At 52.1% G+C, this 12,178-nt stretch carries 10 protein-coding genes and 1 riboswitch; of the genes, 3 read left to right on the top strand and 7 right to left on the bottom strand.

The window, feature by feature from the left end:
• Positions 1–112 precede the first annotated feature (112 nt).
• Positions 113–1,651 (top strand): CitMHS family transporter, encoded by a 1,539-nt coding sequence (locus tag H924_RS00415; protein ID WP_015649997.1) that lies wholly within the window; start codon positions 113–115, stop codon positions 1,649–1,651.
• A gap of 69 nt (positions 1,652–1,720) precedes the next feature.
• On the opposite strand, the gene H924_RS00410 is transcribed toward H924_RS00415, so the two are convergent.
• Positions 1,721–3,112 (bottom strand): PhoH family protein, encoded by a 1,392-nt coding sequence (locus H924_RS00410; RefSeq protein ID WP_015649996.1) that lies wholly within the window; start codon positions 3,110–3,112, stop codon positions 1,721–1,723.
• A 154-nt stretch (positions 3,113–3,266) separates the two neighbouring features.
• Positions 3,267–3,428, top strand: a riboswitch (FMN riboswitch).
• Between the two features lie 119 nt (positions 3,429–3,547).
• Here H924_RS00410 and pnuC point away from each other — a divergent pair.
• The gene (gene pnuC, locus H924_RS00405; protein ID WP_015649995.1) at positions 3,548–4,240 is read left to right on the top strand and encodes a nicotinamide riboside transporter PnuC; all 693 of its coding nucleotides are present in this window, start codon (positions 3,548–3,550) and stop codon (positions 4,238–4,240) included.
• Here the strand turns inward: pnuC and H924_RS00400 are convergent.
• The 3 genes from H924_RS00400 to H924_RS00390 form a co-directional block, all read right to left on the bottom strand.
• On the bottom strand, positions 4,237–4,761 hold the full coding sequence (locus H924_RS00400; RefSeq protein ID WP_162139368.1) for a hypothetical protein: 525 nt from the start codon (positions 4,759–4,761) through the stop codon (positions 4,237–4,239). The two genes, pnuC and H924_RS00400, sit on opposite strands and share 4 nt — an antisense overlap.
• A 298-nt stretch (positions 4,762–5,059) precedes the next feature.
• A complete protein-coding gene (locus tag H924_RS00395) occupies positions 5,060–6,421 on the bottom strand; it encodes a chloride channel protein (RefSeq protein WP_015649993.1) in 1,362 nt (453 codons plus the stop codon).
• Between the two features lie 38 nt (positions 6,422–6,459).
• Positions 6,460–7,455 (bottom strand): ABC transporter substrate-binding protein, encoded by a 996-nt coding sequence (locus tag H924_RS00390; RefSeq protein ID WP_015649992.1) that lies wholly within the window; start codon positions 7,453–7,455, stop codon positions 6,460–6,462.
• A 190-nt stretch (positions 7,456–7,645) separates the two neighbouring features.
• Here H924_RS00390 and H924_RS00385 point away from each other — a divergent pair, with 190 nt between their 5' ends.
• Positions 7,646–8,758, top strand: a complete 1,113-nt coding sequence (locus tag H924_RS00385) for a magnesium and cobalt transport protein CorA (protein WP_015649991.1) — start codon at positions 7,646–7,648, stop codon at positions 8,756–8,758.
• 8 nt (positions 8,759–8,766) lie between these two features.
• Here H924_RS00385 and H924_RS00380 read toward each other — a convergent pair whose 3' ends face one another.
• Genes H924_RS00380 through H924_RS00370 form a run of 3 tightly spaced genes read right to left on the bottom strand, consistent with a single transcriptional unit; the run spans position 8,767 to position 12,142 of the window.
• Positions 8,767–10,554, bottom strand: coding sequence for a CotH kinase family protein (locus H924_RS00380; RefSeq protein ID WP_015649990.1), 1,788 nt, complete (start codon positions 10,552–10,554; stop codon positions 8,767–8,769).
• A 35-nt stretch (positions 10,555–10,589) separates the two neighbouring features.
• Complete coding sequence (locus H924_RS00375; protein WP_015649989.1) at positions 10,590–11,303, bottom strand: DUF4956 domain-containing protein; 714 nt, start codon at positions 11,301–11,303, stop codon at positions 10,590–10,592.
• Positions 11,304–11,323: 20 nt separating this feature from the next.
• Positions 11,324–12,142, bottom strand: coding sequence for a polyphosphate polymerase domain-containing protein (locus tag H924_RS00370; RefSeq protein ID WP_245533879.1), 819 nt, complete (start codon positions 12,140–12,142; stop codon positions 11,324–11,326).
• Between the last annotated feature and the right edge of the window lie 36 nt (positions 12,143–12,178).

Raw genomic sequence — 12,178 nt, 5'->3', positions numbered from 1 at the left:
TTTTGACGTGACCCACGCCACCTTAGACTGCCAAGCGCAAAGTAGAACACTCGGGGCTTTCGATACGAGGGTTCTTCAGAACTCTCAACAAGAACTCTCAGGAAGGGCAGCGATGAGCAGCTCAACAATACTTCTAGCCGCAGATTACGCGATTAGCCACACGCCTTCAGACGGCGTGCTGGTAGTACTCGGCTTCTCCATGATCTTGACCTTCATGACACTGATCATGTTGGGTCGCCTCACTCCTATGGTTGCCATGTTGTTGGTACCCACCATCTTCGGACTTATCGCCGGCGCTGGCCTAGGCCTGGGCGATATGGCACTTGATGCCATCAAAGACATGGCGCCAACCGCAGCGCTGTTGATGTTTGCCATCATGTTCTTCGGCATCATGATTGACGTTGGACTTTTTGATCCACTGATCCGCGCCATCACCCGCGTACTACACGATGATCCTGCCAAGGTTGTGCTGGGCACCGCCATTTTGGCTGGTGTAGTTTCCCTCGACGGTGACGGCTCCACCACTTTCATCATCACCACCTCTGCCATGCTGCCGATCTACCTGCGTCTGGGCATGAGCCCTGTGGTTCTTACATGTGTGGCTGGTTTAATTAACGGCACTATGAATATCCTGCCGTGGGGTGGCCCAACTGTACGCGCTGCCTCTGCACTTGGTCTGGATCCGGCAGAAGTTTTTGTTCCTATGGTTCCCTCCCTCATCGCCGGTGTTGTTATTTCCCTCCTTTTTGCATGGTTCTTGGGCCTTTCTGAGCGCAAGCGTTTGGGCAAGATTGATTCCTCCCGCTTCGGTGGCCCAGCAGATGCAGATACCGATGAGCCTCTCGGCGGTGCTGGCGCTGCTCCCCGTACTCCACAAACCGGAACCCCGGGCGATAAAACCGGCCCAACTGGCGGCGGCATCTTGGTAGAAGAGCGTGCTGATCAAGAAGAAAAGCACATTAACCTCGATGAATCCACCCTCACCGAGAACATGACTGACACCCTGCTTGATCCCCACCGCGCGACCCTGCGCCCCAAGCTCTTCTGGTTCAATGCGATTCTTACCGCAGCCGTCATGGTCTTGCTGGTTGCCGATATCTTCCCACTAGCCTTCATCTTCATGGTGGGCGCTGGCCTAGCACTGGCAGTGAACTTCCCAAAGGTGAAGGATCAGGCAACTGAAATGCTGGCTCACTCCTCCAGCATTGTTGGCGTGGTCTCCATGGTTTTGGCAGCCGGCGTGCTGGTTGGTGTGCTTAACGGCACCGGCATGGTGGATGCCATGGCTACTTGGATCACCACGGTAATCCCGGCTTCCATGGGACCGCACCTGGCTGTGATCACTGGTTTGCTCTCCATCCCAATGACCTTCTTTATGTCCAATGATGCTTTCTACTACGGTATCTTGCCGGTGCTTGCTGAGAGCGCTTCCCACTTTGGCATCGCCCCCGTTGAAATGGCTCGCGCCTCCATCACCGGCCAGCCAGTTCACATGCAAAGCCCGCTGGTTCCAGCGATCTTGCTGTTAGTTTCCCTGGCTAATGTCAACCTCGGCGATCACCATAAGAAGGTGCTGTGGCGTGCAGGCGTGGTCTCCATTGCGATGCTTGCGGTCTCCATCCTGGTTGGCGTAGTGCCACTCAGCGCTTAAAACTGTGCTTTTCGACGCAAAACCCCAGCAACTGTGTTTTCACAGCTGCTGGGGATTTTTCTATGGGGCCTATAGGGAAGGTGCGTCGAGAACTTGAGTTACCAGCTCTGCAATTCGGGAACGCTCCGAACGCTGCAGGGTGATATGCCCAAAAAGCTCGTGGCCTTTAAGTGCTTCCACCACAGAGACAATGCCGTCATAACGGCCAACCCGCAGGTTATCGCGCTGGGCCACATCGTGGGTGAGCACTACTCGGGAGTTTTGGCCAATACGTGAGAGCATGGTCAGCAGTACATTGCGTTCCAAGGACTGTGCCTCATCCACAATGACAAAGGCATCATGCAAAGAACGGCCCCTGATATGGGTGAGGGGCAGCACCTCAATGAGTCCCCGGGACAGGGCCTCGTCGATAGTGTTTTGGCTCACCATGGAACCGAGGGTGTCAAACACTGCTTGAGCCCAGGGGCCCATCTTTTCATCCTGGTCACCAGGCAGATAGCCGAGTTCCTGGCCGCCGACGGCAAAAAGTGGGCGGAAGACAATAATCTTGCGCTGAATGCGGCGCTCCAAAACCGCTTCCAAACCAGCACACAAAGCAAGGGCACTCTTACCGGTACCGGCCGCGCCGCCGAGGGACACAATGCCCACTTCATCATCATTAAGCAGATCAATGGCAATGCGCTGTTCTGCGCTGCGGCCATTAATGCCAAAAACTTGTTGATCGCCAGGAACCAGCTCAACAACCTTGTGCACATTCATCCGGCCCAGCGCAGAACCGCTGTGGGATTTCAGCGTAAAACCATGATTGATGGGCAGGTGTTCAAGCTCGGGAATCTTAACCTCGCCTACCTCATAAAGCTCACTGAGCTGCTCATTGCTGATATTGGCGTGGGTGATTCCGGTATATCCCCTATCGCGAGCGAGTGCTGCACGATATTCCTGCGCTGCAATGCCACTGGCTGATGCCTTAATACGCATGGGTAGGTCTTTAGAAACCAAGACCACGTCATGGCCTTCTTGCTGCAGGTTTTTAGCCACAGCCAAAATGCGGGTGTCATTATCACCGAGGCGGAAACCGGCAGGTAATGCTTCAACATTTTGGTGATTAAGTTCTACGTGAATATGCCCGCCTTCTTCCCCAATGGGCAGTGGCTTGGATAGATCACCATGGACTTCGCGGAGTTCATCCAACATACGCAGGGCTTGGCGTGCAAAAAAGCCAAGCTCCGGGTGGTGGCGCTTGGCTTCAAGTTCTGTAATAACAACGATGGGCAGCACAACATCGTGCTCTGCAAACCGAGTTAAAGATACTGGATCAGATAATAAAACTGAGGTATCTAGAACATAGGTCATGGTCTTGGTGGATGTGTCTGCTACTTGTGCACCTCCTTCCCTGTCCCAGTGCTCTGCATCATGCGAAAGCGAAGAGTTTTCAAGAAAGTTCGGATAGGTGGTGGTCACAAGTCCTCCTTTAATGGGCTTGAACGCCACGGTAGTTATGTCTTATGCCGGTGTCCGGTGACTTGAAAAAGTTTCATGAACCGGTCACCTTGCGTTCATTTCTTCCATTGTGGTTAAACCTCTTCACACTTTCCGCGGAAAGTACTATAGTGAGAAATGTTCTCAGGGCGGGGTGTAATTCCCCACCGGCGGTATAGGTGTTTATCCGATATAAGCTCCTCAGCCCGCGAGCGCTGCTTCCTTAAAAAGATGCAGGTCAGCAGATCCGGTGTGATTCCGGAGCCGACGGTCATAGTCCGGATGAAAGAGAACCGCGGTTTTTAAGACGCATTTTTTGAAATTGGATTTTAGGCCTCTTTCAAAGGTGTTTTTTAGAACCCGGAAAGACAAGCCCCGAGGATTACATGGCTTTGAATCCTTTTAGGGGAATTAATCATGAATCCGATAACTGAATTGCTCGACGCCACCCTCTGGATCGGTGGAGTACCCATCCTGTGGCGCGAGATTATTGGAAATGTTTTTGGACTGCTCTCCGCATGGGCAGGTATGAAGCGCCGAGTCTGGGCCTGGCCAATTGGCATCGTGGGCAATGTTTTATTGTTCACCGTGTTTATGGGTGGACTCTTCCACACCCCACAAAACCTTGATCTTTATGGCCAAGCTGGCCGCCAAATTATGTTCATTACCGTCAGCGTTTTTGGCTGGTATCAGTGGTCTAAAACCCGTCGCCACGCCGCTGCCGGTGATTCAGAAAATGCTGCCGTACAACCCCGCTGGGCTTCACCTAAGGAGCGCACCGGCCTGATCATTGCAGCAATTGTGGGCACCCTCGGATTCGCCTGGATCTTCCAAGCACTGGGATCTTGGGGCCCGTGGGCTGATGCGTGGATCTTTGTGGGATCCATCTTGGCCACCTATGGCATGGCACGCGGTTGGACTGAGTTTTGGCTGATTTGGATCGGCGTGGACATCGTTGGTGTACCACTACTCTTCCTAGCCGGTTACTACCCTTCCGCAGTGCTTTACCTGGTCTACGGCGTCTTTGTAGCCTGGGGCTTCATCGTATGGATGCGAGTACAAAAAGAGGCAGCTCCCGCTACCTCCCCAGTACCTGCAACTGTGGGCTAAACACCCTCCGGGAACTCAAAAAGACCCTCACGTAAGACTCGCTCCACGGTGGTGATGGCTGCTCTAAACAAAGGCATGAAGGCAGATTCCGTGTCATCTGCCCCATGCGCGCCCAACACTGCGCCGTGCACTGCCTCCCAAGCAAAGTGCACCATCACCAAGTGCTCATCCGGAATCTCATAAAGGCCTGCACGTTTGGACAAGGCTTCTGCTGCCCCACGCAACCCGGCAATAACAAAGTCATGTGGCTTCATATTGCCCAGGTTGCTCAAGGTGACTGAAAGAATCAGCACGTCAGCGTAGGTAAAATCATCCTCGCTATCACCTTGGATATTGGACTTGGTGGTTTCCACCAATACCTTGATGATGTCCCAATCTGCAGGTGCCTCGGCAATATTATCTGGCCAAGAAGCCAACACTTTGCTCATATGGTGTGCCACAGCATCTTCGCGGGTGGGGAAATAATTGTGGAAGGTACAGGTTGAGACGCCCACAATTTTAGATACCTCTGCCGGACTCACTCCGTGAATGCCATGTTCAGCAGCATCTAAGTAGCTACTTGCGCCAGCCAATCTTTAGTTTCGCGCTTTTTACGCTCACGAATATTTGGCATTGTTTTTCCTCATTTACCTAGCAGAGGGCACACATCAGCCCACTTCCCCCCTCGAACTGATCGTCGCGGAAGGTAAAGCCTAAATCAAAATGGAATTCTAACCCCAATATTGCGTTTGGATGCAGAAATTCAGTAAATGTTAAGTATCTCCATAATCATGTACTGGTGTAATCCCAGCCATAGGCAACGTTTTTGCGTCGAAAAGCTTATTTAAGCTCCCCTGTCCAGCTCGCGTAAGTGACCGGAATTGCCTGCTTACCCTGCGTAATTACCAGCCACAGGCGCACCACGATAATCGCGGCCGCGACGGCCACAAAAATCGACAGATAGCCCTGGGGCTCCATATCGGTAAACTCCACCGCCGCAATCAAACCAAAAAGCGGCGCGGCCATCGTTGCCGCCAAAAACGCCGCCGCTCCCAGCAGCGCAAAGGCTGCGACCGGCACCCCGGTTAAAGGTTCCAAAAGCTTGCCGACGCCGCCACCCACCAGCGCCCCCAGCGCGAAGGCGGGGATCAGGTTTCCGCCCACCATACCGACCCTGAACGCCACCAAAAACAGCACGGTACGCAGCACCAACAATAAAATTATGACACTAAAAACCAGCCCACCCGAGAGCATCGTATCTGCCACCCAGCGCGGATTAGCCACGCTAGTGGGGTAAAGATATGCCACTGCTGCAATCCCGGCGAAACCCAAGGGCATTTGCCATAAAATCTTGGAACCTTTGGGAGCTGCAGCGGCCGCCTTATTAGCTGCCCGCGAAAACCAATGGCCACCCAAACCTGCAATAGCTCCGACAATAGGCGCAGCCAGCATAATCCCCGGGCTCTCCGTCAAAGAAACCGCGTTATACACATCAGGAGTGTCCACAAAATAACCAGTGGTTGCCACCGCAGCTGCAGTTGTAATAATTGAAATCACCACGGCGCGGGTAGTCGCCTCCGCCAACAGTACTTCCAAAGTGAAAAGCACACCTGCCAAAGGCAAATGGAAACTTGCTCCCAATCCCGCACCGGCAGCAGCTGCCACCAAAATTCGCTTGGCCTCTAAATCCAACTGCAAGCTACTGCTAAATTTTTCTGCCACCCAACTGCCTGCAATGCGTGGAGCGTTTTCTGCACCAACCGGCGCGCCCGCAGCAACAGTAATACTTTGTAAAAAGGCGGAAACCACGGTGCGATAAAAAGGCATCTTCTCCCCGCGCATGGCACCAACGACGGAGACTTCAGTGGGGCTGGCTTGGTCTCCGTTTTGGTCCCCGTTTTCGGCTTTGGAGGCGGGTCCGTGGCTGGATCTGCGGCTGGGTCGGTGCACAAAAAACCACGCCCAAGAAGAAACAAAACCTAAAATCACCAACGTGATTGCCAGGCGTAGTGGACTGGTCTGCGCAATTTGATTTTGATTATGTAGATGATCAGCCCCATAAACCACACGTTCCACCCAAATTGTTGAAAGCTTAAGAGCTGCAACAAAAAGGCCAGTTCCGATACCAATAATCAGGGCGATAATTGCTAGACGATTGAGGGGAATTTTGGCTAAGGGAGTTCGATCAGGCACGGAGATCACTATAGCCCCTGCCTACTAGGACCTTTAGCCAGGTGTGCTTAGCCCTGTTTGGATTGCACAACGCTTAATAGATCTTCCAATACTGCTTGTCCACCAAGGGGGCCAACGCCGGTAATCCAGATTGCTTGATCCACCACTGCAATTTGTCCGTCGGGATTAACTTGCCCTAAAGAATCCCGAATTCCCTGGATAACTTCACTGTCTTGATCTAGTGTAGCCGAAGTAACCAGCACTAAACCAGCAGCTGCTGAGGTGAGGTTTTCAGCTGCCACATCCAGGGAAATATCCTCCCACTCATGCTCTGGAATGCTATAACCTGCACATTCCAAAGTGGATCCGGCAAAAGAAGTGGGGCCATAAAGGCTATAGATATTGTCTCTGGGACGAATTAACTGCGCAGTCCGCTCGCCTGGATCAAGTTCGGAAATTTCCTGCGAGACCTCCGCACAACGCTGTTTATATTGTGCAAGCAGTTGCTCACCACCAGCGTTATCACCCATGACATTAGCCACCATTTTTACATTGTCTTGCCAAGGATCAGCCTGAGATGCCATATAAACGGTCGGCGCGATGGAGGCGAGTTTGTCATATAGGGCCGAGTGCCGGCTTTCGGTACCGATAATGAGATCTGGTTCCAGTGCCGCAATGGCCTCTACATTTGGCTCTGCCACAGTTCCCACCATGGCAATATCTTGAGCAGCAGTTCCTAGATAATCAGGTATGCCCGTGGTTTCATTAAGCACAGCTGCTCCAACTGGAATGGTGCCCAAAGCTACTAAGGTATCCAATTGCACCGGTTCCAAAACCACTACTCTTTGGGCAGCGTCTGGAACTTCAGTGGTGCCATGGGCATGACTAATTTCTCGAGTTTGTGCGGTAATTTCACCGTTTTGGCTTGCAATGCTGTTTGTAGCGGCACTGCTGGTGTCGTTTGAATTATCGCTTGAGGTACAAGCAGAGGCCAGTAGCGCAGTAGTTGAAAGTGCAAAAATTGCGGCATATTTTTTGAGCGTTTTACCAGTAAAAGATTGCATAAGGTGAGCCTAACCTACAATAGTGTGGGTTTTGTAGGCTTTTGAGGAAAACCATTAAAAAATGGAATTAGTGTGACCTTTATTGAGGTGGAAATGCCTGAATTTTTTGCTCTGAGTAGGTCATTTCCCAATCTATCGACGATACTGGCTTAATAGTATGAGCAGGACGGAACTGATGAAGGAGTTGAGAATGCCAAATAATTACGACACCAACGGGGCGATTCGCAGACGCGACATGCTCCGGCGACGCTATCTTCCCAACTCCACCCCAGTCCCAGAAGAGGTTTCGCCGCTCACCCGCTATGTCACCGACGGCGTACCTGTGCGCCCACCACTGGGCGCCACCGTTACCGATGGCCTTAAATTCGCCGAAGGCGCTTCCAACCGGATGGTGATGTCGCTTTATCCCGCACCTTCCAAGCCAGCTATTGAAGAGCTTGCTGCTGCCTGGGATCTTCACCCCACCATCGTGGAGGACTTGTTGATCGGTCAGCAGCGTCCCAAGCTGGACCGTTATGAAGACATCACCTTCATTTCCATCCGCTCAGCTCGTTATATCGACAGCCGCGAAGAAGTGGATTTCGCCGAATTCCATATTCTGATGAAGCCTCAGGCAATTGTTATTTTGTGCCAGGATAACCAGTGGATTGACGGCACCAGCCCCTCCAACTTTGGCGATGCCAATCATATTGACCCCAGAATAAGGACGTTGCTTGGCGACGCCGAACTCTTGCGTTTGGGACCTCGCGCAGTAGCTTATGCCATGATCGACGCTATCGTTGACGGCTTCTCCCCCGTGCTGCGCGGTATCGCAATCGACCAGGAACAGATTGAACGTCAGGTATTCTCCGGCGACGCCGCCGTAGCCGAACGTATTTATAACCTGTCCCAGGAAATTATCGATATGCAGCACACCACCAGCTCAGTAATCGAAGTGGTACAGCGCCTCAACAAAGACTTCATCCGCAGTGGCATGCCCGAAGAACTGCGTGCTTATCTTGATGACGTCGCCGACCACCTCACCCGTGACAACACCCGTGTCACGGAATATCGTGAATCGCTCTCACAAATTCTTAGCGTCAACGCCACCTTGGTGGCCCAACGCCAAAATGAAGATATGAAGAAGATCTCCGGCTGGGCGGCTATTATCTTCGCCCCGACGTTGATCTCCTCCATATATGGCATGAACTTTGATCTCATGCCCGAATTGCACTGGGCTTTTGGCTATCCGATGGCTCTAATTGCCATGATCGGTTTCACCGTGCTGCTCTATTGGATCTTCAAGCGCAGTAACTGGATGTAAAACCACTGCTACTCCGCTGCATCCTTCAGTGTGCTCAACGCCTCTGTGCGGGCAGCAATCCACTCGCGGATTGTTGTCACCTTGGCATCGATATCTTCTTGGCTAACGGAATCGCTGGCAGGAACTGATGCTGCGATCTCATCTAGAAGTTCATTGGCAGTGCCGGATCCGTACATCTGCTCATAAAGATCCCAATAGGCCTGCTCATAAACTTCCGCAAAAGCATCTGATGCGAGGAAACGTTCTTTGAGATCATTTCCGCTCATCATTCCGCCACCCATGCCACCCTCTTCCATTCCTTCTGGACCTTGGCGTTGGGTTTGAGTATCCGCAGTTGCAGCATCATCAGTTTCACCGGTGGCTGCGGTGGTGTCGGCAGTATCTGCTGTTGCATCAGTCGTGCCAGTTGTGGCTGACATATCAGGTGGAGTCATGCCCTCCGGCATACCTGCAGGCATTTCCACTGTCCCTGCTTCTGCCTCCACTGCTGCTGTATCGGTGGCAGTTGCGGTATCAGCAGCTGCAGCATCCGCCGTAGCGGTATCTGCTGTATCGGTGGCGGTATCAGCTGCAGTTGCATCAGCACCCATCATGCCACGACCACCGCCGCCTCCCATGGAGATTTCATCATCGGGGCCGGATTCGGTAGAACCGGACATCGACATATTCAGATCCCAAGACACCACACTGATCAAACCAGTGTCATAGTCGTACCAGAGGTAATAGTTTTTACCCGGGCCAGCCATGTCATCGGAGTTGACCAGCAGATTCTGCATTGCCACATAACGAGCAAAGCTTTCCACATCGACGTAATCCGCCAGGTGAGCATCAAATTCTTCATCCGATGCGGTATCAAGCCACTTTAATAGATTGATAATCGGCTGAATATCACCGTTGCCTTCACCATTGATCTGAGTGAATTGTCCGTCATAATCAGTTTGATCTTCACCTTGGTAAGTAAAGGAACTGGAAGCATCCGCCTTAAAAAGCACGCCATTACCGAGGTTGTTGGCATAGTTTTCATCAGGGATTTCGATGATCAAACGAGTGGTGGTTGCGGAGTCATTCAGGCTAAAGGTCATGAAGCTGGATTGCTGAGTTGCTTGGCCAGTGGCATCGGTTAGTGCGAGTGCCATTGCCTCATTTACCACGGTGGTACCAGGGCGAATAGAAAGCTGGCTCATGCCTTGGTAAACACGGCCCTCTTCATATTTGTCAAAGCTAATGAGGAAAGGCCAAGTGCTGGAATCATTAATGTCCAGGGACACCATGCCACCGCCCATACCTCCGCCCATTCCGCCACCTTCCGCCATTTGGGCTTGGAAGTTAGCAATATCTTCTTCGGTCACCCCCTCGGGTAGTTCCATACCCTCTGGCAAAGTTGAAGTGTCGGCAGCATCCGTGGCTGAATCCTCAGCAGCTACACCTGGTGCGCCGCCCCGGCTTTCCCCGCTGAGGCTTTGCAAAGTGGAGTTACCTTTAAGGCGAATACCTACATCTTCAATGGTCACGCCATCGATGGTGATGGTTGCCTTGACCCAGGTTTTGGATTCATCCTCTTGGTAGTCGGCAAGCATTTCATCCAGGTTTTCTTGGGATACCTGCAAGGAGACTTCATGCGATACGGAAGTGTCAAAGAGGTCTACATTGCCCTCACCCACATCAATAACGGAGGTGTCAGTGGCGGTAGCTTGTACTTCTTGGGAGGAGATATAGGGAACTACCTGGACTCCTCCGATTACTCCGCCAACTGCGATGACGGAGGCTGCTGTTCCTAAAAAGAGGCGTCTATTCATCCTCCATTTTGCAGATCGGTAGATAGGCATAGGGTTTACACATCCGTCTGATCGTGGCCGGTGAGTACTGCTGCCTTTTGGCCATAGTTCACGTCACGCAGCTTGGCTACCAGCTCATGAGGCTTGACGGTATTGCGCATCTGGGCAGTGTAGGAGAATTCGGTTAGTGCACCGCCACGGACAGATTCCGCGGAGACCAATTCAAAGCTGGTGCAGTGATCAGCCAAAATCTTTTCAACTTCTTCGTCATAGGACTTACCGGAGTCAGCTTGACCATCGGCAGGTACCTGAACCTTGATGATCTGGCGCTGGATATTGGCTTTGAACCAGTCGAAGCGGAACATAATAAGCAGCACGGCACAGACAACCACGGTGGCAGCGATCGCCAAGATGTAGAAGCGGGTACCACAGGTCATGCCAATTGCCATGGCCAAGAACAGGAAGCCGACATCGCGGGTTTCTTTGACGGCGTTTCGGAAACGAATCACAGAAAGGGCACCAACCAGCGCAAAGGCGCGGGCAATATTGGATCCAACAACGAGCATGATGATGGCGATGACCATGCCGACCAGTACCAAAGTCTGGACGAAGGACTGGCTATAGGAAATGTGGCGGTGAGTCTTTTGATAAACCACACCAACGATCGAGGTTAGGACAAAGGAAAGGACGAGGGTGATCAGGACGTCGATCACGGAGAAGGTTCCGGAGAGATCCTGGAAATCAAAAATGGAGGTGAGATCAGTGGTCACGGTATTTCTTTCGGTAGAAGTTAAAAGATTTGTTCAACAAGGCCGGCAGCTGAGGCTGGGCGACGGTCAAAAGCCTCAATGGTTTCGCAATATTTGGACATGCGAATAACTGACATTTGCAACTGAGCAGTCATATCAGTGAGCCAAAATGGAACTCGCTCATCACATTTGATTTCCACGACCGCCAATTGCTGGTCCACAGTGGGGCGATCATCAAGTTCTTGACCAAGCAAAAAGTCCCGGTCGCGGCCAGCAACACCGTGATCAATGGTCACACGCGCACCACTTTCGGTATCCACACCCACATATGCCTCACGGCGATAGGTAGTTGTAGCGATGGGGCGCAGCCTATAGTTTTTGGCAAATGAGGCCATTTCCCGAATCAGCGCGTGCTGATTTTCTGGGGATATTTCAAGAAGCTTGTCGACGTCTACCTCTGCGCCTACCGCACCGCCGGTGCTATCGCCCAGCGCGAGTGCGTGGAAAAAAGGAAGGTCAAGACGGCGCTTTTGAGTAACTTTATTTACTCGTTGTTTGATCTCTACGGCCACCATGGACTCGGGAGTTAAAACTCCATCACCATAGGTGCGGATTCGGTATTTGCGCCGGAACTTTAGTCCCTCAATTTTTTCTTGATAACAGCGCAGATCCGGGGAATCGAAGTAGAGGGATTCCACGCGATATCCACCGGACGGCGAAAGTGGATCCGTATACATTCGAGATTTAAGTTGCTCTCGAAGTGCCGGAATATCACTTTCGGCGACCAAGTATTTGATCTCATACCTATTAAAACGGTGGGGCGCGGTTTTCACCCCCGACAACAATGTTTGATTGCTCATGCCAATAAGCATGAACCACTTTTGTGCCAGAATCCC

The organism is Corynebacterium callunae DSM 20147, from assembly GCF_000344785.1.
In the GTDB taxonomy this organism is placed as follows: domain Bacteria; phylum Actinomycetota; class Actinomycetes; order Mycobacteriales; family Mycobacteriaceae; genus Corynebacterium; species Corynebacterium callunae.
This window is presented reverse-complemented; position numbering and strand designations above follow the sequence as displayed.

Excerpts from the sequence above, each read along its gene's own strand:
- H924_RS00415 (WP_015649997.1), top strand. The coding sequence starts at position 113 with ATGAGCAGCTCAACAATACTTCTAGCCGCAGATTACGCGATTAGCCAC.
- pnuC (WP_015649995.1), top strand. The coding sequence starts at position 3,548 with ATGAATCCGATAACTGAATTGCTCGACGCCACCCTCTGGATCGGTGGA.
- H924_RS00390 (WP_015649992.1), bottom strand. The coding sequence starts at position 7,455 with ATGCAATCTTTTACTGGTAAAACGCTCAAAAAATATGCCGCAATTTTT.
- H924_RS00385 (WP_015649991.1), top strand. The coding sequence starts at position 7,646 with ATGCCAAATAATTACGACACCAACGGGGCGATTCGCAGACGCGACATG.
- H924_RS00380 (WP_015649990.1), bottom strand. The coding sequence starts at position 10,554 with ATGAATAGACGCCTCTTTTTAGGAACAGCAGCCTCCGTCATCGCAGTT.
- H924_RS00370 (WP_245533879.1), bottom strand. The coding sequence starts at position 12,142 with ATGAGCAATCAAACATTGTTGTCGGGGGTGAAAACCGCGCCCCACCGT.